24 protein-coding genes are annotated in these 24,225 nt (G+C 75.5%); 15 read left to right on the forward strand and 9 right to left on the reverse strand.

From position 1 onward, the window contains the following. Positions 1 to 61: 61 nt before the first annotated feature. The gene (locus tag C892_RS0125160) at positions 62 to 670 is read right to left on the reverse strand and encodes a MerR family transcriptional regulator (RefSeq protein ID WP_026124628.1); all 609 of its coding nucleotides are present in this window, start codon (positions 668 to 670) and stop codon (positions 62 to 64) included. A gap of 514 nt (positions 671 to 1,184) precedes the next feature. Between C892_RS0125160 and C892_RS0125165 the strand changes: the two genes are divergently transcribed. From C892_RS0125165 to proC, 4 genes are all read left to right on the forward strand, one after another. Continuing rightward, entirely contained in the window at positions 1,185 to 1,943 is a 759-nt protein-coding gene (locus tag C892_RS0125165) for a metal-dependent hydrolase (RefSeq protein ID WP_017559470.1), read from the forward strand. Between the two features lie 148 nt (positions 1,944 to 2,091). After that, positions 2,092 to 2,694, forward strand: a complete 603-nt coding sequence (locus C892_RS0125170; RefSeq protein ID WP_026124629.1) for a hypothetical protein — start codon at positions 2,092 to 2,094, stop codon at positions 2,692 to 2,694. Continuing rightward, entirely contained in the window at positions 2,691 to 3,776 is a 1,086-nt protein-coding gene (locus C892_RS0125175) for a PrsW family intramembrane metalloprotease (RefSeq protein ID WP_017559472.1), read from the forward strand. Before C892_RS0125170 ends, C892_RS0125175 begins: the two co-directional genes overlap by 4 nt. Before the next feature lie 326 nt (positions 3,777 to 4,102). Then, positions 4,103 to 4,909, forward strand: a complete 807-nt coding sequence (gene proC, locus C892_RS0125180) for a pyrroline-5-carboxylate reductase (protein WP_017559473.1) — start codon at positions 4,103 to 4,105, stop codon at positions 4,907 to 4,909. 19 nt (positions 4,910 to 4,928) lie between these two features. Here the strand turns inward: proC and C892_RS0125185 are convergent, their stop codons facing one another. From C892_RS0125185 to C892_RS0125195, 3 genes are all read right to left on the reverse strand, one after another. Next, positions 4,929 to 5,456: a DUF7144 family membrane protein gene (locus C892_RS0125185; protein ID WP_017559474.1), complete on the reverse strand. Its 528-nt coding sequence runs from the start codon at positions 5,454 to 5,456 to the stop codon at positions 4,929 to 4,931. A 172-nt stretch (positions 5,457 to 5,628) separates the two neighbouring features. Continuing rightward, positions 5,629 to 7,233 (reverse strand): ABC-F family ATP-binding cassette domain-containing protein, encoded by a 1,605-nt coding sequence (locus C892_RS0125190; protein ID WP_017559475.1) that lies wholly within the window; start codon positions 7,231 to 7,233, stop codon positions 5,629 to 5,631. Between the two features lie 726 nt (positions 7,234 to 7,959). Beyond that, a complete protein-coding gene (locus C892_RS0125195; protein ID WP_017559476.1) occupies positions 7,960 to 8,484 on the reverse strand; it encodes a lytic polysaccharide monooxygenase auxiliary activity family 9 protein in 525 nt (174 codons plus the stop codon). 446 nt (positions 8,485 to 8,930) lie between these two features. Between C892_RS0125195 and C892_RS0125200 the strand changes: the two genes are divergently transcribed. Genes C892_RS0125200 through C892_RS0125210 form a run of 3 tightly spaced genes read left to right on the forward strand, consistent with a single transcriptional unit; the run spans position 8,931 to position 11,564 of the window. Further along, positions 8,931 to 9,731 carry an ABC transporter permease gene (locus tag C892_RS0125200; protein WP_026124630.1) on the forward strand — a complete coding sequence of 267 codons (801 nt, stop codon included), beginning with the start codon at positions 8,931 to 8,933 and terminating at the stop codon, positions 9,729 to 9,731. Then, positions 9,724 to 10,536, forward strand: a complete 813-nt coding sequence (locus C892_RS0125205) for an ABC transporter permease (RefSeq protein ID WP_017559478.1) — start codon at positions 9,724 to 9,726, stop codon at positions 10,534 to 10,536. The genes C892_RS0125200 and C892_RS0125205 overlap by 8 nt, the downstream gene beginning before the upstream one ends. Positions 10,537 to 10,538: 2 nt before the next feature. Then, positions 10,539 to 11,564 (forward strand): ABC transporter ATP-binding protein, encoded by a 1,026-nt coding sequence (locus C892_RS0125210; protein ID WP_017559479.1) that lies wholly within the window; start codon positions 10,539 to 10,541, stop codon positions 11,562 to 11,564. Here C892_RS0125210 and C892_RS0125215 read toward each other — a convergent pair. Beyond that, positions 11,555 to 12,304, reverse strand: a complete 750-nt coding sequence (locus tag C892_RS0125215; protein ID WP_239647527.1) for a CPBP family intramembrane glutamic endopeptidase — start codon at positions 12,302 to 12,304, stop codon at positions 11,555 to 11,557. The genes C892_RS0125210 and C892_RS0125215 overlap by 10 nt on opposite strands. A 118-nt stretch (positions 12,305 to 12,422) precedes the next feature. Here C892_RS0125215 and C892_RS0125220 point away from each other — a divergent pair, with 118 nt between their 5' ends. Continuing rightward, positions 12,423 to 13,151 carry a hypothetical protein gene (locus C892_RS0125220; protein ID WP_017559481.1) on the forward strand — a complete coding sequence of 243 codons (729 nt, stop codon included), beginning with the start codon at positions 12,423 to 12,425 and terminating at the stop codon, positions 13,149 to 13,151. 41 nt (positions 13,152 to 13,192) lie between these two features. On the opposite strand, the gene C892_RS0125225 is transcribed toward C892_RS0125220, so the two are convergent. Next, positions 13,193 to 13,624, reverse strand: coding sequence for a MarR family winged helix-turn-helix transcriptional regulator (locus C892_RS0125225; RefSeq protein ID WP_017559482.1), 432 nt, complete (start codon positions 13,622 to 13,624; stop codon positions 13,193 to 13,195). Positions 13,625 to 13,688: 64 nt separating this feature from the next. On the opposite strand from C892_RS0125225, the gene C892_RS0125230 reads away from it, so the two are divergent. Further along, positions 13,689 to 14,138, forward strand: a complete 450-nt coding sequence (locus C892_RS0125230) for a PaaI family thioesterase (RefSeq protein ID WP_017559483.1) — start codon at positions 13,689 to 13,691, stop codon at positions 14,136 to 14,138. A 27-nt stretch (positions 14,139 to 14,165) separates the two neighbouring features. Here C892_RS0125230 and C892_RS0125235 read toward each other — a convergent pair whose 3' ends face one another. Continuing rightward, positions 14,166 to 15,041 carry an alpha/beta fold hydrolase gene (locus tag C892_RS0125235; RefSeq protein WP_017559484.1) on the reverse strand — a complete coding sequence of 292 codons (876 nt, stop codon included), beginning with the start codon at positions 15,039 to 15,041 and terminating at the stop codon, positions 14,166 to 14,168. Between the two features lie 123 nt (positions 15,042 to 15,164). On the opposite strand from C892_RS0125235, the gene C892_RS0125240 reads away from it, so the two are divergent. After that, entirely contained in the window at positions 15,165 to 17,162 is a 1,998-nt protein-coding gene (locus tag C892_RS0125240; protein ID WP_017559485.1) for an AfsR/SARP family transcriptional regulator, read from the forward strand. A 1-nt stretch (position 17,163) separates the two neighbouring features. Here C892_RS0125240 and C892_RS0125245 read toward each other — a convergent pair whose 3' ends face one another. Continuing rightward, entirely contained in the window at positions 17,164 to 17,664 is a 501-nt protein-coding gene (locus C892_RS0125245) for a DUF1648 domain-containing protein (protein WP_017559486.1), read from the reverse strand. 275 nt (positions 17,665 to 17,939) lie between these two features. On the opposite strand from C892_RS0125245, the gene C892_RS0125250 reads away from it, so the two are divergent. Genes C892_RS0125250 through C892_RS0125260 form a run of 3 tightly spaced genes read left to right on the forward strand, consistent with a single transcriptional unit; the run spans position 17,940 to position 21,789 of the window. Beyond that, on the forward strand, positions 17,940 to 18,512 hold the full coding sequence (locus tag C892_RS0125250; RefSeq protein WP_040685600.1) for a (2Fe-2S)-binding protein: 573 nt from the start codon (positions 17,940 to 17,942) through the stop codon (positions 18,510 to 18,512). Beyond that, positions 18,512 to 19,510, forward strand: coding sequence for an FAD binding domain-containing protein (locus C892_RS0125255; RefSeq protein WP_017559488.1), 999 nt, complete (start codon positions 18,512 to 18,514; stop codon positions 19,508 to 19,510). The genes C892_RS0125250 and C892_RS0125255 overlap by 1 nt, the downstream gene beginning before the upstream one ends. After that, complete coding sequence (locus tag C892_RS0125260; RefSeq protein ID WP_017559489.1) at positions 19,507 to 21,789, forward strand: xanthine dehydrogenase family protein molybdopterin-binding subunit; 2,283 nt, start codon at positions 19,507 to 19,509, stop codon at positions 21,787 to 21,789. Before C892_RS0125255 ends, C892_RS0125260 begins: the two co-directional genes overlap by 4 nt. 26 nt (positions 21,790 to 21,815) lie before the next feature. Here C892_RS0125260 and C892_RS0125265 read toward each other — a convergent pair whose 3' ends face one another. Beyond that, on the reverse strand, positions 21,816 to 22,835 hold the full coding sequence (locus tag C892_RS0125265) for an alcohol dehydrogenase catalytic domain-containing protein (RefSeq protein ID WP_017559490.1): 1,020 nt from the start codon (positions 22,833 to 22,835) through the stop codon (positions 21,816 to 21,818). Positions 22,836 to 22,963: 128 nt separating this feature from the next. On the opposite strand from C892_RS0125265, the gene C892_RS0125270 reads away from it, so the two are divergent. Further along, the gene (locus C892_RS0125270; protein ID WP_017559491.1) at positions 22,964 to 23,719 is read left to right on the forward strand and encodes a TetR/AcrR family transcriptional regulator; all 756 of its coding nucleotides are present in this window, start codon (positions 22,964 to 22,966) and stop codon (positions 23,717 to 23,719) included. A 104-nt stretch (positions 23,720 to 23,823) separates the two neighbouring features. Then, on the forward strand, positions 23,824 to 24,225 hold the full coding sequence (locus tag C892_RS0125275; RefSeq protein ID WP_017559492.1) for an NUDIX hydrolase: 402 nt from the start codon (positions 23,824 to 23,826) through the stop codon (positions 24,223 to 24,225).

Raw genomic sequence — 24,225 nt, forward strand, 5'->3', positions numbered from 1 at the left:
CGCACCCGGCCCCGGACCGCACATCAGGTCGTGGGCCTGCACGCACGCCGGGCGGACGGCCTCAGCCCGTCTTGCGCTCCCGGCGCCTGCGGGCGAGCTCGTCGCCGGGGTGGGGCTCGTCCGGCAGCGGCTCGGCCAGCCGCTCGCCCGGCAGCTGCCCGAGGGCGCCCTCCAGCTCGCGCCAGACACGTCCCAGGGCGATGCCGAACATGCCCTGCCCGCCCTGCATCAGTTCGACGACCTCACCGGGCGAGGTGCACTCGTAGACGCTCACCCCGTCGCTCATCAGCGTGATGTGCGGCAGGTCGGAGGTGTCGCGCCCGCGCAGGTGGTCGACGGCGGTGCGGATCTGCTGCAGGGAGATGCCGGTGTCCAGCAGCCGTTTGACCACCTTCAGCAGCAGGACGTCCCGGAAGCTGTACAGAGGGATGTCGCCCGTCCCCGGGTCGGGGCGGACGGTGGGCCCGACCAGGCGGGTGCGCGCCCAGTAGTCGAGCTGGCGGTAGGTCACCCCCGCCGCAGCACACGCCGTCGGACCGCGGTACCCGACGTCCATAGGCAGCGCCACCACGTCCTCTTCACACAGCAGGCCCTGCTCCCCCGCTCGCCGTATCGCCATCGCCGATCGCCCGGAGACGGAGGCCTGATGATTGCCGCTCGTAACCGCCACGCCGAAACCTCCGGCTCCTCAGCCCACGGCGGGTCGACAGGGGGTTGCGAAGGGTACGCCGCGGGTGTTTCGACATTGAAGGTAAGCCGGTGCGCCAGAGAGCGTCAACGACACTCATCGGCGCGTCGCGGAACCTTTCGGCGACCTTCCGGCACCCCGCGACAGCTCGTTCGTTTCTGCAGCTCACCACCATGATATGGGGCGGACGCCAAAGGCGGCCGACGACACGCCGCCGCGCGCGGCCCGCCGAGGCGCGCGCCCCCTGCCGTCCAAGGGCGCGGTGACGCGCTGTGACATGCGACACGCACCGCCCTGACCGGCGCCGTCACCGGCGCGTTCACCCTCCGCGTCCCCGGCCGCGCCCGGCCGTCTGCGGCCATGGAGGGTCGGAGCCGAGCACGCCCGGGGAGGACCACCGGTAGCGGTCCCTGCGCGGGGCCGCCCCCTCCCTCTCCGGAAAGGACCGGATGCCCTCCCCCTCCCTCTCCCGCGCGACGCCGGGGGCCGCCCGGTGATGGCGCCTTCGCACGCGGCCACCGGCGCGCTCGCCGGGGTGGCCGCCACGGCGGCGGCCTCCGCCCTGTTCGGGTGGCCCGCCGGGTTCGCCGACCTGGCGGCCTCCGCGGGCATCGGCGCCGGCGCCGCGCTCCTGCCCGACCTGGACCATCCGCGTTCGACGGCCTCGCGCTCGCTGGACCCGGCCACCGCGCTGGCCTCCCGGGCGGCGCGGGCTGCCTCGGCCGCCGTGCACCGGGCCACCCGCACGCCCGCCGACGGGCCCGGCGACGGACGCCACCGGTACCTGCTGCACACCCCGGTGGTCGCCGTCGCCGCCGGCACCGTCCTCGGTCTGCTGGCCACCGCCTGGCTCCCCGTCCTCGCCGCCGTCGTCTGGTTCACCCTCGCCCTGGCCGTCCAAGGGCTGGGCCGGGCGCTGCCCGACGGGCCGGGTCGGCGGGGGCCCGCCTCCCGGGCCGGGGCGCTCGCGCTGGCCGGGGGCGCCACCGTGCTGCTGGTCTGGGGCGGGGTGAGCACCGGCCCGCACGCGGGGGCGGCGCTCGCACTGGGGATGCTGGTCCACGACCTGGGCGACGCGCTGACGCGCAGCGCCGTCCCGCTGGCCTGGCCCCTGCGGGTGCGCGGCCGGCGCTGGGCGATGGTGGGCGCGCCCCGGCCGATGCGCTTCACGACGGGGAGCCGGCCGGAGTACCTGATCCGCTGGGCGTGCCTGCTGGCGACGCCCGTGCTCGGGGCCGCCCACCTGGCGGCCTGACCCGGCCGCCCCCCCCGGCTCCGTCTCCCCCCTGTGAAATGCCCGCAAAGAAGCCCTCAACGCCGCGCGCGGCGCCCTGCGCACGCCGTCGCGGGCCGGTTGCCTGAAGCGGCGGGACGGCCCTGAGCCGGGGAAGTCGGGAGGCCTGATGGCGAACGGGAACGCTGCATCCGCACACGTGCGCGACCCCGGCTGGACGCCGCTCGGAGCGGCCGCCGCGGCCGTCGCCCTGCCCCTGCTCGCCTGGCCCCTGGCCGGGGAGCTGCTGCCCGACGCGGTGTCGGTCTCCTCCGGCCGTCCGGTGGTCGTCGGCGAAGGCGGGGGTTACGAGGCCACCGCCCGGTTCGAGCCGGGGTGGACCGAGCTTCCGGCGGAGAGCTCCGAAGGCGAACTGCTGGTCTACCGGCGCGGCCGGGTCCTGCTCCAGGTGCGCGTCGTCCGGCCGCCGCAGGGCGCCCCCGAGGGGGCGCACGACCTGTGGCGGGGGTTCGAGCGCATCACGCGGGCCTGGGACCCGTCGGCGCGGTTCGGCGAGCCGTCCGAGACGACCGGCGACGCAGGCGCGGAGGGTCTGACGGGGCTCCTGGAGGTCGACGGGGCCTCGGGCACGGCCGCCGTGTTCCCCTCCCCCGGCGGCGGGTTCGCCGTGGAGTTCGCGACCACCGCCGACCGCTTCGCCTCGGTGCGCGATGTCCAGGCCGCCGGCCGGGTGGTGGATTCGGTCGCCTTCTCCGAAGAGGAGGAGCGATGAGCCCGGCCTCCACCAGGGCGGCACGGGGTCCACGGCCGGCGGCGGGTGCGCTGTTCGCGGCCGTGGGCGTGCTCGGGGCGCTGTCCCTGGCCGCGCATCTGGGCCGGACGGTGCTCGCGTTCCCTGGGGAGGCGCTGCTCGCGCTCGCGGCCCTGGCCGTCGTGCTCGCGGCGGGGATCGCGGTGCTGCGGTGGGCACGGCCCGTCCGGCCGCCCGGCGGGGCCGCCACGGCCGCCGCCGTCGCCTGGGGTGCGGTCGCGGCCTCCGGCTGCGCGCTGATCGCCAATGACGCCCTGACCGGCGTCTGGTCCAAGGCGGGCGGCACCGTGTTCGGCTCGCGGTGGGGGCCGGCGCTCACCGCACCGGTCAACGAGGAGGTGCTCAAGGCCGCCGGGGTGGTGCTCATCGCGGTGGCCCTCCCCTCGGCGCTGCGCGGACCGGTCGACGGCCTGGTGCTCGGCGCGCTGACCGGCCTGGGGTTCCAGGTGGTCGAGGACGCGGTCTACGCGGTCGAGTCGGTCGTGCGGGACGGGGCGACGGCCGGCGCGCTCTCGGTCGCCCAGTCGCTGGTGCTGCGGGTGGGGGTGACCGGGCCCGGGTCGCACTGGGCGCTCAGCGCGATCGCCGGTGCGGGCGTGGGGCTCCTGGCCGCGGCCCGGTGGCACCCCAACGCGCGGCGCTCGTGGGCGGCGGGGCTCGCGGTGGCCGCAGCGATGGCGCTGCACGGGTTCTTCGACGCCCCCGTCCTCCAGGGGACCCTGGCGGGCCCGGCGGTGAAGACCGCCGTGGTGTTCGCCTGCGCGGCCGCCGTGTACGCGGTGGCGCGCCGCTCCTATGTGCGCAGGATCAGGGGCGCGCTGGCGGTCGAGGGCGAGCTGGTGGACCTGCCGCGCGCGGACGCGGTGGCGCTGTCGCGCCGCCGGGGCCGCAGGGACGCGCTTCGGCGGGTCCCCCTTCCCGACCGCCCGGCCGCCGCCGAGCGCCAGCGGGGCATGCTCGCGGCGGCCGAACAACGGGCCGCCGGAATCCGCGTCCCCGGTGCGGAGGACGAGGGCGGGAGCGGCCGCTCCGGGGCCCCCTGAGGCCGGGCGGCCCCGGCGCCGCGCCTACCGGTTCGATCGGCCGAGGCTCAGCGTTCGGACCGCCGGGACGGCGGGTACGGCGGCGCCGACACGGTCCACTTCGAGCTGCCCCTCGCCTGAGCCCGCGCACCGGCGCGCGGACCCCGCCGCAGAGGGCGGGGCGATCGGGCGCCACACCCCCTACGTCCCGGAGCGCGACCGGCGCCTTCAGTAGTGTTCCGGCTGTGAACTGCACAGACCCTCACCACGAACCCCGGTCGGCGCAGGACGGTGCCGGGTGGGAGACCGGGCGGACGAACGGCGGAGAGCGGAGGCCGGGGCCCCGGGTGGCGGTCATCGGAGCGGGCCACCTGGGCGAGGCGGTGCTCAACGGGCTCCTGAGGTCAGGGCTTCCGGCGGACGCGATCGCCGTGAGCGCCCTTCCCGACGAGCGCGCCCGCGCGCTCGCGGCGCGTTACGGGGTCGCCTCGGGGACGGACGGCGCGGCCGCCGCCGAAGGCGCGGACGTGGCCCTGGTCGCGGTTCCCCCCTCCGCGCTGGTGCCGGTGGCGGCCGGGATCGCCCCCGCCCTCTCCGAAGGCGCGGTCGCGGTCTCGCTCGCCGCCGCGGTGCCGCTGGCGCGGTTCGAGGAGGCGCTGGGGCCGGGCCGCCCGGCCGCACGCGCCATGACCAACACGGCGGCCGCGGTCGGGCAGGCCGCGACCGCGCTGGTCGGCGGCATCCACCTGGACGGGGAGGCCCGGGCGGGGGTGGGCGCCCTGTTCTCCCGCGTCGGCTCGATCTCCTGGGTGGGCGAGGACGCGATGGACGCGATCACCGCCGTGGCCGGCTCGGGGCCGGCGTTCCTGTACCACTTGGCGGCGTCGATGGCGGACGCGGCGGTGGAGCAGGGCCTGTCGCCCGGTGAGGCCCGGGCGACCGTGGTGCAGACCCTGTTCGGGGCGGCGTCGATGCTGCGGGAGGCCGACCGCGACCCGTCCGAGCTCGCCTCGGAGGTGGCCACGCCCGGCGGCACGACCCGGCACGCCCTGGACCGCCTCGACACGGCCGGGATGCCCGCGGCGGTCGCCGACGCCGTCGCGGCGGCGGCCGCCCGCAGCAGGCGCATGGCGGCCGACGCCGAGGGCGCCTGACGAACCGGCGGGGCCGTGGTCACTCGGTCGGCTGGGCGTGCTTGCCCTGGGGCGGCCGGGGCGCGCTCTGCTGCCCCTCCATGGCCCCGGCGGCCGGGGCCGCCTGCGCGTCGGACTGCCCGGCGCGGTAGCCGGGGTCCACCCGTGCGTCGCCGCCGCCCCGGCCTTCGGCCCTGCTGGGCCAGCCCGCCGTCAGTCCGTAGATGACCAGGACGTCGACGGCGATCGCCACCAGCGACCAGAGCGGGAAGGCGAGCAGGAATCCCAGCTGCGCCACCGCGTTGACCGCCGCCAGGACCACTGCCAGGCTCCGCGCCCACATGTGCCCGGAGAACAGTGCCAGCCCGGCGGCCACCAGGACGGCGCCCCAGACGGTCAACAGCAGCCCCCAGCCGGAGAAGTCGAGGACGAGCATCTCGCCCGACTCCACCGCGTAGTACGCGGGGCGGGTCATGGCCACGATGCCCTGGACCAGGTTGACCGCTCCGATCACCAGCAGCAGCACGGCCCCGAAGACCATCCATCCGTTCGTGCGCGACGCTTCCATGCTCGGCCTCCTCGGTACGGGACTCCCCGCCCGCCTCGGCGGGGCGGTCTGGGGGATCTCTGACCTTCCTACGGGGGCGTGATGCCCGGCGGGCGTCCCGCGACGTCCAGCGCCCGGCAAAGAACGCACACCGTCCGGCAAACCGCCCGGCCGACCCCGGGCCGGGCGGTGGTCAGACCAGGGAGACGAGCTCCCGGTGGTCGTCGTTCCACAGGTCTTCGTCGGCGTCCGGAAGCAGCAGGACGCGCTCGGGCCGGAGGGCGTCGATCGCGCCCTCATCGTGCGTGACCATCACGATCGCCCCCGGATACCGGCCGACCGCGGACAGCACCTCGCCGCGCGATGCCGGGTCCAGGTTGTTGGTCGGCTCGTCCAGCAGCAGCACGTTGGCACCCGAATGCACCAGCCCGGCCAGCGCCAGGCGGGTCTTCTCCCCTCCCGAGAGCACCGGCACCGGTTTGTCCGCATCGTCGCCGGTGAAGAGGAAGCCGCCGAGGACGCGCCGTGCCTCCCCCTCCGCCAGGTGGGGCGCGGCCGCCGTCAGCGCGGCCAGCACGGTGTGCTCAGGGTCCAGGGTGTCGTGCTCCTGGGCGAAGTACCCGATGCGCAGTCCGTGGCCGTGCACGACGCGTCCCTCGTCCGGGGCGTCGCGCCCGGCCATAAGGCGCAGCAGCGTCGTCTTTCCCGCGCCGTTATAGCCGAGGACGACCATCCGCGTTCCCCGGTCGACGGCGAGGTCGACCCCTTTGAGGACCTGGTGCCCGTCGTAGGCCTTGGCAAGACCGACCGCCCCCAGCGGCACCCGGCCGCACGGCTCGGGCTCGGGCAGGCGGATGCGGGCCGTCTTCTCCGCGCTGCGCACCGGCTCGGTCTCGGCCAGCATCCGGTCGGCCCGGCGCGCCATGTTCCGGGCCGCGACCGCCGTCGCCGAGCGGGCCTTCATCCTGTCGGCCTGGGCGTGCAGGGAGGCGGCCTTGCGCTCGGCCCCCGCGCGCTCGCGGGCGCGGCGCCGCTCCTCGGCCGCGCGCTGGTCCTGGTATCCCTGCCAGCCCACGTTGTACACGTCGATCGCGGAGCGTCGCGCGTCCAGGTGGAAGACGCGGTTGGCGACGTCGGCCAGCAGCCCGGTGTCGTGGGTGATGAGCACGAGGCCGCCCTGGTGCGCGCGCAGGAAGGCCCGCAGCCAGGAGACCGCGCCGGTGTCCAGGTGGTTGGTGGGCTCGTCCAGCAGCAGTGTGCCGCCGGCTCCGCCGAAGAGGATGCGCGCCAGCTCGACGCGCCGCCTCTGGCCGCCTGAGAGCTCGCCGACCGGCCGGTGCATGAGCCGGTCCTCCAGTCCCAGGCCAGCGGCGACGCGCGCCGCCTCCGCCTCGGCCGTATGGCCGCCGGCGGCCTGGAACGCGGCCTCCGCGCGGGCGTAGGCGCGCATCGCCCGCTCCAGGGCCGCCGGATCCGCGGCCGCGGCCATCGCCGCCTCGGCGTCCCGCAGCGCCGCCGAGGCGGTGTCCAGGCCGCGGGCCGACAGGATCCGCCCGGTCACGGTGGCCGCCTGGTCGGCGGCGCGGGGGTCCTGCGGGAGGAAGCCGACCGGGCCGTGACGGACGATCTCGCCGGCTGCGGGGGCGGACGCCCCGGCCATGGCGGTCATCAGGGTCGTCTTGCCCGCACCGTTGCGGCCGACCAGGCCGACGCGGTCGCCGGGCGAGACGGTGAGGGAGATGTCGGTCAGAAGCGCGCGGGCGCCCGCGCGCAGCTCGACACCGCTGAGGGTGATCATGGGATCTACGCTCCGAATTCACAGAAGGACACACTTCAGGCGGGGAAGCGGGGCCTTCGCTAAGAGATTCGGGGTGTAGACATGGCACCGACGATACCGGGTGCCCGAGTCGGGGGGTCAAAAGGTTTTCCGCCGCCGTGAGCGCCGCGGACGCGACCCGGGGCCGGACGGGGGCCCGGCATGAGAAAAGCGGGCGGCCGTCCCCGCTCGACGACCGCCCGCGGTCCCGACCGCGAGGGCCGGAACTGGTGTAACCGTATCGGCTCGCCCCTGCTCGTCAGGCCGCTGCGGGCGCCCGAGGCCACCTTCGGCCGACCTGGGGAAACACGTCAACCATTCGGGGCCCTCACGCGTCCCGGTCCGAATGCCCTCCCGTTTGCGGCCGGTCCGTCCGTCGACTGTGTACTGGATCCGAAATCAGGTCGGCCTGTCGGCGGCGACGGGGACGCGGGGGCGCCGCACGCTTCGACTGCACAGGCTTCCGCGGCGCATGAGACGTGCGGCAGCCGGGAGGGGCGGACTGCCGCACACTTCATTGTGGCGCGCACTCCCGCGCGTTCTCACGGAAATCACGAGTTCGAGACGCGTGCTCCAGGACGGGCCGCAGTGGCCCCGGAGGCGCCTGCGGCATCGTGCCCCCGCACGGGGCCGGACACGGGAAAGGGGGCGCGCCGGACGGAGCGCGCCCCCGGGGGTCCCTTCCTCGGACGGGGAGGGGGTGAGGGGTCAGGCCGCGCCGACGTTGATGTCGACGCAGGCGTAGAAGGCGTTGGGGGTGTCGGCGACGTTCCACACCGCCAGAACCTTCTGCTGGCCGCTGTAGCCGCTCAGGTCCACGTTGTGGCTCACGGTCGAGGGGGGCTGCTCTCCCCCGCCGTCGAAGACCCCGACCCGCTCCCCGTCGATGAAGTACTCCCAGTCGGCGGTGGCGTGCCGGGCGGTGAAGGTCCAGGTGAAGTCGAGGCTGGTGCCGACCGGCGTGACGCGCCAGCCCTTGGAGTCGTCGTCGAGTTCGGCGAAGGCCTCGTTGCCCCCGCTGCAGCTGGACAGCCCCTTGGGGCCCTCGACGCTCTGCGGCTCCCACTTGATCGGCCCGCATTCCACGCTGCCGTCGGCGCACTGCGCCTGGCGGCTGTCGGGCGAGGAGACGTATCCGTGTGCGTAGGCGCTGCTGGTGGGCAGGAGGGCGAGGGCGAGAGGGGCGGCGGCGAGGACGGTGGCCGCCTGGACGAGCTTCCTTCGCGGTTTCATCGCGTGCCCTTTCGTGCGGGTCGCGTCCCCCTCGGACCGTGTGGGCGGTCCGGCCTGCCGGGAGGATCGCCGGTAGCGGGGATCGGGGCGGCGGGCGGCCCCGCCGGAGGGCACCGCCCCGAGGGGCGGGCGCCGACCGACTCTGGTGAACCTAAGAAGTCGCCCCCGAAAATGATAGGAATCTTTTCAATTTTTGTGCGGTGCACAACCGGCGCCCCGACCGGGCACGGCGGGCCGTTCTACCCGCACGGACCGGGCGGCACTCCCCCACACCCGGCCGCCATTCCTGCGCCCCGGCGGAACCGTGCTAGTCTCGCTCATTCGCGGCGCCCCGGACCTGCCCCTGCAGGGCCGTGCCGGACAACGGGCCCGGCTCGGAGCGCTTCCGGTCCCCGGCTCGATCGTTCATCATTCGCACGGTCTCGAACTGCCAGGGAGTGCACGCGGTGCGCGTCTACTGTGCGGTGTTCGCCCTCGGGCTGCGCCGCTATTCGACCTATCGCGCGGCGACGGCCGCCGGAATCCTCACCAACACCGTCTTCGGCATCATCAATGCCGCCGTGCTCCTGGCGCTCTTCGAGGTGCGCCCCGAGATCAACGGCTACGACGCCCGGGACGCCGTCACCCACGTCTTCGTCGCCCAGGCGCTGATCGGCCCGGTCTCCATCATGGGTCCCCCGCTGGAGCTGGCCGAGCGCATCCGCACCGGCGACATCGCGGTGGACCTGATGCGCCCCGCGCCGCCGCTCGCCTGGTGGCTCTCGCACGACCTGGGCCGGGTCGCCTTCAGCATCGCGGCCCGCAGCGCCCCCACCTTCGCCGCCGGGGCGCTGGTGTTCCCCCTCGCCCTGCCGGACGACCCGGTGCGCTGGGCGTCGGCGGCCGCGGCCCTCCTGCTGGCCTCCCTGGTCGGGTTCGCCCTGCGCTACCTCTACGCCCTGACCGGGTTCTGGCTCCTGGACACCCGCGGCGTGACCGCGGTCGGCAACCTCATCGGCCCGGCGTGCTCGGGCATGCTGCTCCCGCTGGTGCTCTTCCCCGACGCGGTGGCCGAGACGCTGCGCGTGCTCCCGTGGGCCGCCCTGGTGCAGATCCCCGTCGAGGTGTTCCTCGGCAAGGACTCCCTTCCCGGAGGCGGGCCCGCCGGGGGCCTGGCCCTCCAGGCCGCCTGGCTCGCCGCCCTGCTCGGGCTCGCTTCGCTGCTCACCGTCCGCGCCTCCCGAAAGGTGGTGGTCCAGGGTGGCTAGACCGCCCGCGCCCGTTCCGGTCTACCCCCTCCTGGCGTGGACCTGGTGCCGCGCCGTCGCCCAGTACCCCCTCTCGCTCGCGTTCCTCGCCCTGGCCCAGGCCTTCGCGGCCCTGGCCGAGCTGACGGCGATCGTGGTCGTGTTCGGCCACGCCGGAGTCCTGGCCGGCTTCACCGTGCACGAGGCGCTGCTCGTCTACGCCCTGGCCACCGCCGCGTTCAGCACCGCCGACCTGCTCATGGGGTCGGTGGAGCGCCTCGGCGAGCACATCCGCACCGGTTCGCTCGACACGATGCTGGTGCGCCCGGTCCCGCCGCTCGTCCAGATCGCCGCGGACCGCTTCTCGCCCCAGCGGCTGGGCAGGATCCTGCCCGCCGCCGCCGTCCTGGTCCACGCGCTCGCCGGGCTCGACGCGCCCTGGACCGCCGGCCGGGCCCTGTTCCTGCCCGTGCTGCTCGCCAGCGCGGTGGCCGTGTGCTGCGCGGTCTGGGTCATCGGCGCCTGCCTGCAGTTCTTCGCCACCGATGCCCGGGAGGCCGCCAACTCCATCACCTACGGCGGGCAGGCCCTCACCGAGTACCCGCTGGCCGTCTACGGCCGCGGCGTCGTCCGCGCCGCCACCTTCGCCGTGCCGCTGGCCTTCGTCAGCTGGCAGCCCGCGCTGTTCCTCCTCGACCGCCCCGACCCCACCGGCCTGCCGGACTGGCTGCGCTTCACCCCTCCGGCCGTCGCCGCCGGGATGTGCGCCCTGGCCGCCCTGGTCTGGCGCACGGGGCTGCGGCACTACCGATCCACCGGGAGCTGACCATGTCCTCGATGCCCGCCGAACCGCCCGCCCCCGTGATCGACGCGCACGGCCTGGGCCGCTCCTTCACCGTCTCCGAGGGGCCGCTGCTGCGCCGGCGGCGCCGCACGGTCGACGCCGTCGACGGGGTGACCTTCCAGGTGCGCCCCGGCGAGGTCGTGGGCTACCTGGGGCCCAACGGCGCCGGGAAGAGCACCACGATGAAGATGCTCATCGGCCTGCTGGCCCCGGGCCGCGGCCGCCTGCGCGTGCTGGGCCTGGAGCCGGCCCGCTTCCGGACCCGCCTGGCGGCCCGCATCGGCATCGTGTTCGGGCAGCGCACCACCCTGTGGTGGGACCTGCCCCTGCGGGACAGCCTGGCACTGACGCGGCACCTCTACCGCGTCCCGGCCCGCGACCACGCCCGGCGCCTGGACGAGCTGAGCGAACTGCTCGAACTCGGCCCCTTCATGCACACCCCCGTGCGCCAGCTGAGCCTGGGCCAGCGGATGCGCGGGGACCTCACCGCCGCACTGCTGCACGCCCCCGAACTCCTGGTGCTGGACGAGCCCACCATCGGGCTGGACGTGGTGAGCAAGGCCGCGATCCGCTCCTTCCTGTCCCGCCTGAACGCCGAGCACGGCACCACGATCCTGCTGACCACCCACGACCTGGGCGACGTCGAGCGGCTGTGCCGCCGCGTGATGGTGATCGACCACGGCCGGCTCGCCTACGACGGGGACCTGGCGGGCCTGCGGGACCGCGCCCCGCGGCCGCGCGCCCTCGTCGTCGACCTCGCCGAGCCGGGGCCGCCGATCCGGGTGCCGGGGGCGCGCTTCGTCCGCCGCCAGGGGCCCCGCCAGTGGCTGGAGCTGGACGGGAACCCGGCGGAGGTGATCGCGGAGGTGACCCGGGAGCACCGCGTGGCGGACCTGACCGTGAAGGAGCCGGACATCGAGGAGGTGGTGGCACGGCTCTACACGGGCGACGCCGAATCCGTGCCGGCCGAGGGGGCCGGCGGATGCCGGCGCGGGCGGCTTCAGCCGTAGAGCGCCAGCACCGCCACCACGGCCGCGGTGTTCCACAGACCGTGGCTGACCATGGAGGCGGTCAGGCGGCCCGTGGCCAAGAAGAGTCCGGCATAGACGAGCCCGGCCACGGTGATGGAGACGGCGTCGGGCCCGTTGGCGGGAAGGTGCAGCAGTCCGAACAGCAGGACCGAGACGACCGCGGCCACGGCCACCGCCCGGCGGCGCCGGCGGAACGCCTCGGGGAGCGCCCCGATCAGGAACCCGCGGAAGTAGACCTCCTCGGCGATGCCGCCTCCGACCACGCCGAGCAGGAGCGTGGCGGCCAGAGCGGCCCCGCCGGCGGCGGCGTTGTCCAGGACTTCGCGCACCCCGGTGTTGTCGGCTCCCCCCGCCATAGGGACGAGAAGGCCGAACTCCAGCGCCAGCCGCGGCAGGACGACCGCGGCGCCGAGCGCGGCGTCGCGCACCCAGTGCTGCGTGCTCAGCCCGAGGTGGGACCACCCCAGTCGGCGGCTGCGCAGCCACCACCCCACGACGGCCCCCACCAGGAGCAGCTCGACCAGGGCCACCGCGACCAGGACCCCGGGCCCCTGCCCGGTGAGCACGCCCGCCGCCAGCGGAGGCGCCACCAGGGCGACCAGGGCACCGCCGAAGAACACCAGGACCGCCCGTACAGGCGCAGGGCGGCGCTCCGGCCCCCCGCCGTCCGGCGGCGCCGCGGACGGGGACTCCTCGGACCGTGCCGGTTCGCTCGCCATGAACGTGGACGCTAGCACCCCTGGGCCCCGGGAGCGACGGCCGGTAGGTGATGTTCCGGGAGGGGCGGGTAATGGGCGTATGATCCCGTCCGTCCCCCACCCCCGAGGAGTCCGCACGATGCCCGAGCCCGCCCCCGGTTCGCCCTCGTCCCCCGAGGACCCGAAGCCGACCGACGGTTCCGGATCTCTGCCCGCCCCGCGGCTCGACCGGCGCGTCCTGATCGGAGGCGGCGTCGCCGTGGGCCTGGTGGCGGCCGTGGCCCTGGGCGTCTATGCGACCCCTCCCGCCGCCTACGAGGGGATCGGTGACTGCGAGGAGCTGTTCGCCGAGGGGTTCGCCGACGCCGTCGCCCACACATCCCTGGAAGGCGTGGAGATCGAGGAGGTGGAGCCGATGCGGATGCGCCCGCCGCTCGCGGAGGACGGCACGGGCCCCGAGTACTCGGCCTGCGGCGGATCGGTCGGCGAGGCCGACCTGATCGTGGACTTCACCCTCTACTCGCCCGACACGGCGGCCTCGAACTACGAGCCCTTGCAGGAGGGCCTCGCCGCCATCCGGGAGAGCGCGGAGGAAGGACCCAAGGACGGCAGCGAGCAGCTCGCGGTCAAGGACATCGAGGTGGGCGACGAAGGGTTGGCCACCTTGGACAAGATCGGCGAGGAGGCCTCGATCGCGGACCCGACCGGCGACGAGAGCCTTCTCCACACGGCTTTCTTCCGCATGAGCAATGTCTCCGTGACGGTGCGGTACCTGACGGAGGACACCACCCTTCCCGATGAGGACCTGATCCTCGTCACCAGGATCTCCGAGGCCCTCGAGGAGTCGATCGACGCCACTGCCGAGTAGGGTCGCGGGCCTCCGTGACGTCCTGCGCGCTGCGGTGAGGGTCAGTCGTCTTCAGGGCCGTAGGCGATCAGGCGGAGGGACGCGGCCGTCCCGGAGAAGCCCTCGTCTCCGAGCCGGGCGCGCAGCTCGGTGGTGAAGCGGGCCATCTCCGGGCGGGCGGCGCGCAGGGCCTCCTCCCCCGCCTCGGTGAGCTCCAGCACCACCGCCCTGTGCTCGTCGGGGTGCGCCCCCTTGACGAGGAGCCCGGCCCCGGCCAGGCGCCGGACCAGCGCCGTGACGGCGGACTCGCGCAAGCCGAGCACCTCGGCGAGCCGCCGCTGGGTGGCGCCCGGCTCGGCGCGGACCGCGAACAGGGCGCCGAGCTGCGCCGCGGTGACCCCGGCGGCCTCCAGGAGCCGGCGGTCGGCGTCGGTGCGCAGGCGGTGGGCGGCCCGCTGCAGCAGGAAGTACAGGCGCTCGTCGGCTTCGGGCATGGACCGATCTTGACAGAGGACCCCGCCCGGCGCGATCCTCACTTCACTAGTGAAATGAGGTGCCGTGGACACGCCCGACGACGCTCGCGATGACGCCCTCGACCTCGATCTGGCCCGCAAGGTCCTGCAGGCCCAGCCCTTCAGCGCCCTGGTGGGCGCCCGCCTGACCGCCTTCGGCGACGGCCGCGCCGTGCTGGAGGTGGACGTCCGTGACGAGCTGCGCCAGCAGTACGGCGTCCTGCACGGCGGCGTGCTGGGGTACGCCGCCGACAATGCGATCACCTTCGCGGCGGGGACCGCCGCCGGAGCGGACCTGATCACCGCCGGGTACTCGATCGACTACCTCAGGCCCGCCGACGGCGTCCTGCTGCGCGCGGACGCGCGGGTGGTCCGGGCCGGCCGCACCCGGGTGGTGTGCCGGTGCGACCTGACCACCGTGGACGCCGAGGGCGCGGAGAGGCCGTGCGCCGTGGCCCAGGGCAGCGTCTCGGTCGGTGCCGCCCGTACCCGCTGACGCTCGCCCCGGATCCCCCGGGCCGGCTCAGCGGGCCAGGAGCTCCCGCAGCTCGGCGGTCACCCGCTCCGGGTCGGCCTCGGCCATGAAGTGGCCCGCCGCCACCGTGCGGTGGACCAGGTCGTCGGCCCACCCCTTCCAGATCCCCTCGGCGTCGAACCCCAGCGCCGCGCCCCAGTCCTGCTGCAGGACGGCGACCGGCATGGTCAGCCTCCGGCCCGCGTCCCGGTCGGCCTGGTCGTGCTCGGCGTCGATCCCGGCCGAGGCCCGGTAGTCCGCGACGATCGACGGCACCGCGTTCCTCGACGCCTCGAGGTAGGCCGCGCGCACATCGCCGGGGATCGTCTCCGGGTCGGCGCCCCAGGCGTCGAGGAAGAAGGAGAAGAACGCGTCCGGTTCGGCGGCGATCATCCGCTCGGGCAGACCGGGCGGCTGGGCCATCAGGTAGAGGTGGAACCCGACCGCCGCACTCCGGCCGTGCATCACGTCCCACATGTCCAGGGTCGGCAGCACGTCCAGGCTGGCCAGGTGGGTGACGCGGTCCGGGTGGTCCAACCCCGTACGGACGGCGGCCAGCGCCCCGCGGTCGTGCCCCGCCAGGGCGAACCGCTCGTGCCCCAGGGCGCGGGCCAGCGCCACGGTGTCGGCGCCCATGGTGCGCTTGGAGTAGGCCTCACCGTCCTCGGCGGGCTTGTCGCTGGCACCGTACCCCCGCAGGTCGGGGACGATGACGGTGTGGTCGGCCGCCAGGTCGGCGGCCACGTGCCGCCACATCAGGTGGGTCTGCGGGAACCCGTGCAGCAGCACGATCGGGCTGCCCGAGCCGCCGACGGCCGCGTTCAGCTCGACGCCGTCGGCGACGGGCACCCTCTGGTAGTCGAATCCGGGAATGGTCGGCGCCATGGTGCTCTCCTCGATCGTGGCCGGCCGGTCTCTCCGTCCGGCTTCGTCCCGAGCGTGCCGCGCGCCGATGAGCATCCGATGAGCGCATACCGTTGGACCGGCGTGCGATCAGAGAAGGCGGGCATGGAGCGGGTCGGGTTCGGTGTGCTGGGGCCGGTCGCGGCCGAGCGGGACGGTGCGGCGGTCCCCCTCAAGGGGCCGCGGCACCGGGCCGTGCTGGCGGTGCTGCTCATCGCCCGCGGACGGGTCGTCCCCGTCGACCGCTTGGTGGACGACCTCTGGGAGGACCCTCCCGACGGGGCGGTCGGCGCCGTACGCACCTTCGTGGCCGCGCTCCGGCGCGCTCTGGAGCCGGACCGCCCGCCGCGCACCCCGCCCCGGCTGCTCGTGACCGACGGCCCGGGGTACGCGCTGCGCACCGCCCCTGGAACCGTGGACGCCCGGCGGTTCGAAGACGCCCTGCACGGGGGCGCCGGCCAGCCGCCCAAGCGCGCGCTGGAGCTGCTCGACGGCGCCCTCGGGCTGTGGCGCGGCCCCGCCTACGCCGACTTCGCGGACGAGCACTGGGCGCGGGCCGAGCGCTCGCGCCTGACCGAGCTGCGCCTGCGTGCCGTGGAGCAGCGCGCCGAGGCGCTCCTGGCCCTGGGGGACGCGGCGGCGGCCGTCCCGGAGCTGGACGCCCAGGCCGCCGAGCACCCCTGGCGGGAGGAGGCCTGGCGGCTGCTGGCGCTCGCGCTGTACCGCTGCGGGCGCCAGGCCGACGCGCTGGCGGTGCTGCGGCGCGCCCGGACGAGGCTCGCCGACGCCCTGGGGGTGGACCCGGGTCCGCGCCTGCGGCGGCTGGAGGCCGACGTCCTGGCCCAGGACCCGTCGTTGGAGCGGCCCGGCGCGTCGGCGTCGGCCGCCGAGGTGTGGGCGCGCACCGCCGCGGCCTACGACCGCGCGGTCGCCGCCGGCTCCCGGGCGCGGCTGGAGTCCTCGGTGGGCCTGCTGCGCAGCCTGGCGGTGACCGGCGGCGGGGGCCTGGAGTCGGCCCGGGAGAACCGGCTGGCGACCGTGCGCGCGGCCGAGGAGGCGGCCGACCCCGAGCTGGCCGCGCGGGTGATCGGCGGCTACGACGTGCCCGCGATCTGGCCGCGCAGCGACGACCCCGCGCAGGCGCGGGAGGTCGCCGCCGCCGCGGAGCGCACCCTGGCGGCCCTCCCCGAGGACCGGGAGCACGCCCCCGCGCGCTGCCGTCTGCTGGCCACGCTCGGGATGGAGATGCGCGGCACCCGGTCGCCGCGCGGTCCTCAGGCCGCGCGCGAGGCCGAGGCCATCGCGCGCGGGTTGGACGACCCGGCCCTGCTGGCGTTCGCCCTCAATGCCGTGTTCATGCAGTCGTGCACGCGCGCGGGGCTGGCCGGGCGCCGGGACGCCGTCGGCGGGGAGGTGGCCGCGCTCGGCGCCCGGCACGCCATGCCGACGTACGAGGTGCTGGGCCGCATGGTCCGGATGCAGGCGCGCGCGGCACTGGGCGACCTGCGCGGAGCCGATGGGCACGCGGCCGCCGTCGACCGCCTGTCCGAGCAGAACGAGCTTCCGCTGGCCCCGGTGTTCACCCAGTGGTACCGCGCCCTGAGGACGGCGGTGTCCGGAACGGTCGCCGCTGCCGAAGAGGCCTACCGCGCGGCCGCCGCGCGTTTGGACGGCGCGGGGATGCCGGGGGTGGAGCAGGGCCTGCTGCCGTTGGCGCTGCTGTGCCTGGACCTGGCGGAGGAGCGGGCGGTCTCTCCCGCTGTGGCCCGCGCCCCCGCGGAGGCCGACTGGGGCCCCTACCGGCCCTGGGTCGAGCCGCTCCTGCTGCTGCACGCGGGGGCGGCCGGGCAGGCGCGTTCCGCGGTGCGCGCGCTGCCCGAGCCACCGGCGGACCTGGTGTACGAGGCGCTGTGCTGTCTGGAGGCCGCGGCGTCACTGGAGCTCGGCGAGCGCGAAAGTCTGGAGCGCGTCCGCGACCGCCTCCTGCCGGCCGCGGGCGAGATCGCCGGTGCGGGGAGCGGGATGCTCACCGTGGGGCCGGTCCAGGGCTGGATCGACGCCATCGGTTCGGCGCTGGTGACCGACGACCGAACCGACGACTGATTCAGAGCACGCGCCTCGTGGACCGCGAGCGGTGGCGCAGCCGGGTGACGATCACCGGCAGCACGGTCGCGAAGGCCAGAGCGATCACCGCCGGGAAGAACCATGCAGAAGACCCGACCTGTCCGGGGAACCAGACGCCTGCGCAGATCAGGGTGAAGAGCAGGGCGATGACCCATCCCATGGCGAGGACCGCCTTGGCCCCGGCCACCGCCTCGGCGCGGTCGGTGGGGACGGTGCGCAGCACAAGCGCGGCGGCCCCGGCCAGCAGCAGAAGTACGAGCGCGCCGATGAACACGGGGGCGCCCGCTGTGAGCGGACTGGTCGCCGCCGTTTCGGTGATCGTGCCCGGCCCCGAGAAGTGGAGCGGGATCTCCTCAGGCAGCCGCGGGTAGACCGGCACGGCCGCGAACGCCTGCCCGAGCAGGATCACGATGCCGGGAACCAGATAGGCCTTCGGGTAAGGCGGGGGCGAATAGCCCGCCACAGCGGTCTCTCCCACCATGCGTCTCCCCCCTGCGTTCGGCCGCGCACCGTTTCTACAGGAGCGCCCGCCCGACTGGAACCTCACCCTCTCATGGCGCTCGTGGGCCCCGTCGCCCGTGCCCCGCACTTGTGCCCGGCCCCGCCCTCTTGCGCAGAGTTGCACCAGCCTTTGCCGCGCATCGGTATGGCGCGGGCCGCATCCGGGAGACGCTGGTCGACGATGCCGCTCCGGGAGGGGGAGCATATGGAACGCGTCCCGACCACCGCACACCCGGCCCCGGGGAGGTGGCGGCGGTGACCCGACAGACCAGCCGCCCGCGCCTGCCGTCACAGGCGCGCCGCGAAGGGCGTGAGGAGACCCGCCCGCCCGAGGCCGGGCCGGGCGAGGTGGAGATCGCGCTCACCGTCAACGGCACCCGGCGCACCGTGCGCGCGGAGCCGCGGGTGAGCCTGCTGGACGCGCTGCGCGAGCGCCTGGGCGTCACCGGGCCGAAGAAGGGCTGCGACCAGGGCGCCTGCGGCGCCTGCACCGTCCTGGTCGAGGGCCGCCGGGTGCTGGGCTGCCTGACGCTGGCCATCACCTGCGAAGGGCGCCCGGTCACCACCGTCGAGGGGCTGGCCGACGGCGACCGGCTGCACCCGGTCCAGGAGGCCTTCATCGCCAACGACGCCTTCCAGTGCGGCTACTGCACGCCCGGCCAGCTCATGTCGGCGGTCGCCCTGCTGGAGGAGGGCCGCGCCGGGGACGACGCCGAGATCGCCGAGTGGATGAGCGGCAACATCTGCCGCTGCGCCGCCTACCCCAACATCCGGGCCGCGGTCCGCCAGGTGCGCGACGCCCGGGCGGACGGGGAAGGGGGCCGGTGATGCGCCCCTTCTCCTACACCCGGGTGTCCGACCCGGCCACCGCGGTCGAGGAGGTCGCCTCCGACCCCGACAGCGCGTTCCTGGCCGGGGGCACCACCGAGGTCGACCTCATCCGGATCGGCGTGGCCCGCCCGCGCCGCGTCGTCGACATCAACGCGCTGCCCATCTCCCGCATCGAGGAGGCGCCCGACGGGGGCGTGCGCCTGGGCGGACTGGCCCGGATGAGCGACGTGGCCGCGCACCCGGTGGTGCGCGAGCGCTACCCGGTGCTCACCCGGGCGCTGGAGTCGGGCGCCTCCCCGCAGCTGCGCAACATGGCCACCATGGGCGGGAACATGATGCAGCGGGTGCGCTGCTCCTACTTCCGCGACGGCGACGCGGCCTGCAACAAGCGCGCGCCGGGCAGCGGGTGCGCGGCGATCGGCGGGGTGAACCGGGGCCACGCGGTCCTGGGCACCAGCGAGCACTGCATCGCCGTCCACCCCTCCGACGCCGCGGTGGCGCTGACCGCGCTGGAGGCGGTGGTCCGCCTGCGCGGCCCGGACGGGGAGCGGTCGGTGCCGGTCGGCGACTTCTTCCTGCCGCCCGGCGACACGCCCGAGCGCGAGCACCCCGTCGAGCACGGCGAGCTGATCACCGCGATCGACGTACCGCCGGTGCCCGCAGCCCGTACCTCGGTCTACCTCAAGGTCCGCGACCGGGAGTCCTACGAGTTCGCGCTGGCCTCGGCCGCGGTGGTGCTGCGCGTGCAGGACGGGGCGGTCGCCGAGGCGCGCATCGGGCTGGGCGGCGTGGCCACCACGCCCTGGCGGGCCCACCGCGCCGAGGAGGCCCTGGCGGGCGCCCCGGCCGAGGGGGCCTCCTATGAGCTCGCCGCCGTCCGGGAGATGCGCGAGGCGGTGCCGCGGAGCATGAACGCCTACAAGATCGAGTTGGCCGAGCGCACGATGGTCCGGGCCCTGCGCACCGCGGCCGCGCGCGCCGAGGGGGTCGGATGAGCACCGTTCCGCACAGGGCGCGGGCCGCCCAGGTGGGCCGCCCGATGGACCGGGCCGACGGCCGCGCGAAGGTGACCGGGGCGGCGCGCTACTCGGCCGAGTACGCCCCGCCCGGGACCGTGTACGCGGTGCTGGTGGGCGCCCGGATCGCCGCGGGCGAGGTCACCGGGATCGACGCGCGGCGGGCGCTGCGCTCGGACGGGGTGCTCGCGGTGCTGAGCCACCTGAACCTGCCGCCGCTGGCCGCCGAGCCGCACCTGCTGCCCTCGCTGGCGGGCGCGGCCGCCTCCGGGCAGAGCTTCTTCCCGATGCGCGATGCCCGGGTGCACTACGCGGGGCAGCCGGTGGCCATGGTCGTCGCCGACACCCTGGAGCGCGCCGGGCACGCGGCGGAGCTGCTGGAGGTCTCCTACCGTGCCGAGCCCCACGTGACCGGCCTGGAGCAGGGCCGCGAGCACGCCTATGAGCCCGAGCGGATCTTCGCGGGGTTCCTGCCGGGCCGGATCGGGCGCGGCGACGTGGACCGGGGGCTGGCGGAGGCCGACACGGTGGTGGAGTCGGTGCACCGCCTGGCGGCCAACCACCACAACCCGATCGAGCCGGCGGCCGCCACCGCCCAGTGGCAGGACGGCCGCCTGACCGTCCACGACTCCACGCAGGGTCCCACCGCCACCCGGCTGACCGTCGCCGAGCTGCTGGGCCTGCCGCCCTCGCAGGTGCGGGTCCTCGCCCCGGCGGTCGGCGGCAGCTTCGGCTCCAAGGCGATGGTCTGGTCCCACCCGGTGCTGGCGGCGATGGCCGCCCGGCACGTGCGGGCGCCGGTCAAGCTGGCGGTCACGCGCGAGCAGATGTTCACCGCCTGCGGGCACCGCGAGGAGCAGGAGCACCGCTTCACCCTGGGGGCGCGCCGGGACGGCACGCTGACCGCGATGCGCCACCACAAGCTCTCGCCCACCTCGCCCTTCGACGACTGGACCGAGCCGTCGCTGGAGATGCCGACGCGGATGTACGCCTGCCCCAACCACGAGGGCGTGTACCGGCTGTTCCGGGCGAACACCATGACGCCGGCGTTCATGCGGGCCCCCGGGGAGGCCTCGGGGATGTTCGTCCTGGAGACCGCCATGGACGAGCTGGCCGGTGAGCTGGGGATGGACCCGGTGGAGCTGCGGCTGCGCAACCACTGCGACGACGACCCGTCGACCGGCCTGCCGTGGTCGAGCAAGGGGCTGCGCGAGTGCTACGCCCGCGGGGCCGAGATGTTCGGCTGGCACGACCGCGACCCGGTGCCGGGCACCCGCACCGACGGGCACTGGCTGGTGGGCACGGGCATGGCCTCGGCCGTGTACCCGGTGTACCAGGCGATGGGCCCGCAGCGGGCCCGGGTGCGGCTCTACGCCGACGGCCGGGCCACGGCCGAGACGGCGTGCTCGGACTTCGGCACCGGGGTGGGGGCGGTGATGCGGCAGGTGGCCGGGGCGGCCCTGGGCATCGGCGCCGAGCAGGTGGAGGCCCGGTACGGCGACACCGAACTGCCGACGACGGTGGCGGCGGTGGGCTCGGCGGGCACGGGGGCGATCGCCTCGGCGGTGCACACGGCCGCGTCCGCGCTGCGCGAGCAGATGGTGGCGCGCGCGGTCGCCGACCCGGCCTCCCCGCTGTACGGGACCGACCCGGGGCGGGTGGAGGCCGCCGGCGGCCGGATGTTCCCCCAGGGCGGCAGCGGGGGCGGCGAGGCCTACACCGACGTGCTGCGGCGGCACATGATGTCCGACGCCGAGGCGCTGGGGTCGTGGGACCCGCCCGGGGCGGACGGCGGGTACGCGGCGGCGACGTTCGGGGCGCAGTTCGCGGAGGTCGGCGTCGACCCGGACCTGGGGCTGGTGCGGGTCCGGCGGATGCTGGGGGTGTTCGCGCCGGGCCGGGTGCTCAACGCCAAGACGGCGCGCAGCCAGCTGATGGGCGGCATGCTGTGGGGCGTGGGGCACGCGCTGCTGGAGGCGACCCGGATGGACCCCGGGTCCGGGCGCTGGGCGAACGCGAGCATGGGGGACTACCTGCTGCCGGTCAACGCGGACGCCCCTGAGGTGCGGGTGGAGTTCGCGGAGGTCGAGGACGCGGTGGTCAACCCGCTGGGCGCCAAGGGCGTGGGCGAGGTGGGCGTGGTGGGCGCCTCGGCCGCCATCGCCAACGCGGTCCACCACGCCACCGGCCGCCGCTTCCGCGACCTGCCCATCACGATCGAGGCCGTCCTGGGACGCGGTCAGGGCGCCTCCGCCTGACCGCCGTCCCCGGGGCCGCTCCGGCCTCAGGGGACCAGGACGCCGCGGAACCGTGCGGTGCCCATGGACCCGTAGGCCTGTTCGGCCTCCTCCAGCTTGTAGGTCTCGACCATGGGGCGGATCCCTGTCAGGACCGCGAACTCCATGGCCTCCTCACTGTCCTTCGCGTGGCCGCTGTAGCAGCCCTGGACGCTCCTTCGTCCCGTGACGAGCAGCAGGCTGGAGACCGGGATCGGGTCGTGCGGGGTGCCCGCGACCAGCAGGGTCCCGTTGCCCTGGAGCCCCTGGGCGATGTCGGCCTGGGCGGCGGCGTCGCCCGCGGTGGCGAGCACCGCCCGCGCGCCTCCGGCCGCGGCCAGGGCCGCGCCCGCCCCGCGCCCCCCGGCGTCGGAGGCGTCGATGTAGTCGTCGGCCCCCAGCGCGCGGGCGGCCTCCTCCTTCTCACGGCCCCGGCTGACCGCCACCACCCGGAACCCCATCCTGTCGGCGTACTGGATCGCCAGGTGGCCCAGCCCTCCCACGCCCTGGACGGCGACGGTGTCGCCGGGGCGGGCACCGCTCTTGCGCAGGGCGTTGAACACGGTCACCCCGGCGCACATGAGCGGTGCGGCCTCCTCGAACCCCAGCGCTTCGGGGAGGCGGGCCAGGGCCGACTGCGGAACGACGGTGTACTCGGCGTACCCGCCGTCGAGGTCGGCGCCGACGATCAGGCGCTCGGCGCAGTTGGCGAAGTCGCCCGTACGGCAGGCGGCACAGGTGGAGCACTGCCCGCCGTGCCAGCCCACGCCGACCCGGTCCCCGGGGTTCCAGGCGGACACGCCCGGGCCGACGGCGTCGACGGTCCCGCCGATCTCGTGTCCGGGCACGCGGGGGTGGCGGGCGCCCATCAGGCCGTGGCGGGCGATGGCCTCCCCGGCGCAGACCCCGCAGGCGTGGACCCGCACACGGACCTGGCCGGCGCCGGGTTCGGGGACGGGCACGCGGGCGGGGACGAACGCCCCGCCCGCCTCGACGGCCTGGACGGCGCGCATGGTCATCGCGGTCATGGTGGATTCCCTCCGGTGTCGCGGCCGGGCAGGGGCGCTCCGCCCTCCCGGCTCGGTATCACCGATAACGGTAAGGCGATTTCAGTGATAGCGCAACATCGATACCGAACATCCGTTATCATCGATACGTGACGGAACGAAGCGACCCCCGGGACCGGATCATCGACGCCGCCGCACGGCTCCTGGAGGAGCAGGGGCCGGCCGCGGTCACCACCCGCTCGGTCAGCGCCGCCGCCGGGGTCCAGCCGCCGGCCATCTACCGCCGCTTCGGCGACATGAACGGGCTGCTGGACGCCGTGGCCGCCGAGGGCTTCGCCCGCTACCTGGCGCAGAAGGAGGCCCGGCCGCCCACCGGCGACCCGGTCGAGGACCTGCGCGCCGGGTGGGACCTGCACCAGGAGTTCGCCCTGGCCCACCCCGAGCACTACCTGCTGATGTACCGCTCCGACCATGCGCAGGCCGCGGGCGAGGCGGTCGCGCGGGCCGACGCGATCCTGCGCGGCCTCGTCCGGCGCATCGCCGAGGCCGGGCGGCTGTGCACGGGCGTGGACCGGGCACAGCAGATGGTGCAGTCCGCCGGACGCGGCGTCGCCCTCACCCTCATCGAACAGCCCCCCGGGGAGCGCGACCCCGAGCTGGCCCCGCGGATGCGCGAGGCGGTCCTGGCCTCGATCACGACCGACGCTCCGGATGCGGTAGGCGGGGCCGCACCGGGCCCTGCGGACGCGGAGGACGAGCGGAACGACAGGGCCGACCGTGAGCCCGCCCGCCGGGCCACCGCGCTGCGCGCGCTCCTCGACGACTCCCCCGCCCCGCTCAGCCCGGGCGAGCGCACGCTGCTGGAAGAGCTGCTCGACCGCATCGCCCGCGGTTCCCCCTCCTGAGAAGCACCGGGCCGGGCCGCCGTCGTCGGCCCGTACGGTGGGGGAACGCCGCCGGGGGCACGCCGGGGACCGGCGGTCGGCACGGAAGGAAGAGAAGAGGGGCGATGGGGGCGCTGGTCGACACCGTGGCGTGGGTCCTGCTGCGGGAAGGGCGGATCCTGGGGACGCGGTCGCACGGGAGGACCCTGTTCTACATGCCCGGCGGCAAGCGCGAACCCGGCGAGGAGGACCTGGACACCCTCGCCCGTGAGGCCAAGGAGGAGCTCGGCGTCGACATCCGCCCCGGCACCGCCGTGCACCTGGGCACCTACGAGGCGGAGGCCGACGGCCACGGCGCCGGGGCGATGGTGCGGATGGCGTGCTACCGGGCCGAGCACGACGGGGACCCCGCCCCTCAAGGGGAGATCGCACAGACCGCTTGGCTGGGCCTGGCCGACCGGCCCCGCGTCGCCCCGGTGAACCGGCTCCTGTTCGACCGGCTCCACGCCGACGGCCTCCTCGACTGA

It is taken from the genome of Nocardiopsis baichengensis YIM 90130 (assembly GCF_000341205.1).
Lineage (GTDB): Bacteria > Actinomycetota > Actinomycetes > Streptosporangiales > Streptosporangiaceae > Nocardiopsis_A > Nocardiopsis_A halophila.

Bases quoted from the DNA above. Each gene is read 5' to 3' on its own strand.
- C892_RS0125170 (WP_026124629.1), top strand. From the start codon at position 2,092: ATGGCGAACGGGAACGCTGCATCCGCACACGTGCGCGACCCCGGCTGG.
- C892_RS0125260 (WP_017559489.1), top strand. From the start codon at position 19,507: ATGAGCACCGTTCCGCACAGGGCGCGGGCCGCCCAGGTGGGCCGCCCG.
- C892_RS0125175 (WP_017559472.1), top strand. From the start codon at position 2,691: ATGAGCCCGGCCTCCACCAGGGCGGCACGGGGTCCACGGCCGGCGGCG.
- C892_RS0125245 (WP_017559486.1), bottom strand. From the start codon at position 17,664: ATGGTGGGAGAGACCGCTGTGGCGGGCTATTCGCCCCCGCCTTACCCG.
- C892_RS0125220 (WP_017559481.1), top strand. From the start codon at position 12,423: ATGCCCGAGCCCGCCCCCGGTTCGCCCTCGTCCCCCGAGGACCCGAAG.
- C892_RS0125240 (WP_017559485.1), top strand. From the start codon at position 15,165: ATGGAGCGGGTCGGGTTCGGTGTGCTGGGGCCGGTCGCGGCCGAGCGG.
- C892_RS0125195 (WP_017559476.1), bottom strand. From the start codon at position 8,484: ATGAAACCGCGAAGGAAGCTCGTCCAGGCGGCCACCGTCCTCGCCGCC.
- C892_RS0125255 (WP_017559488.1), top strand. From the start codon at position 18,512: ATGCGCCCCTTCTCCTACACCCGGGTGTCCGACCCGGCCACCGCGGTC.
- C892_RS0125190 (WP_017559475.1), bottom strand. From the start codon at position 7,233: ATGATCACCCTCAGCGGTGTCGAGCTGCGCGCGGGCGCCCGCGCGCTT.
- C892_RS0125275 (WP_017559492.1), top strand. From the start codon at position 23,824: ATGGGGGCGCTGGTCGACACCGTGGCGTGGGTCCTGCTGCGGGAAGGG.
- C892_RS0125210 (WP_017559479.1), top strand. From the start codon at position 10,539: ATGTCCTCGATGCCCGCCGAACCGCCCGCCCCCGTGATCGACGCGCAC.
- C892_RS0125165 (WP_017559470.1), top strand. From the start codon at position 1,185: ATGGCGCCTTCGCACGCGGCCACCGGCGCGCTCGCCGGGGTGGCCGCC.
- C892_RS0125265 (WP_017559490.1), bottom strand. From the start codon at position 22,835: ATGACCGCGATGACCATGCGCGCCGTCCAGGCCGTCGAGGCGGGCGGG.
- C892_RS0125215 (WP_239647527.1), bottom strand. From the start codon at position 12,304: ATGGCGAGCGAACCGGCACGGTCCGAGGAGTCCCCGTCCGCGGCGCCG.
- C892_RS0125225 (WP_017559482.1), bottom strand. From the start codon at position 13,624: ATGCCCGAAGCCGACGAGCGCCTGTACTTCCTGCTGCAGCGGGCCGCC.
- C892_RS0125185 (WP_017559474.1), bottom strand. From the start codon at position 5,456: ATGGAAGCGTCGCGCACGAACGGATGGATGGTCTTCGGGGCCGTGCTG.
- C892_RS0125235 (WP_017559484.1), bottom strand. From the start codon at position 15,041: ATGGCGCCGACCATTCCCGGATTCGACTACCAGAGGGTGCCCGTCGCC.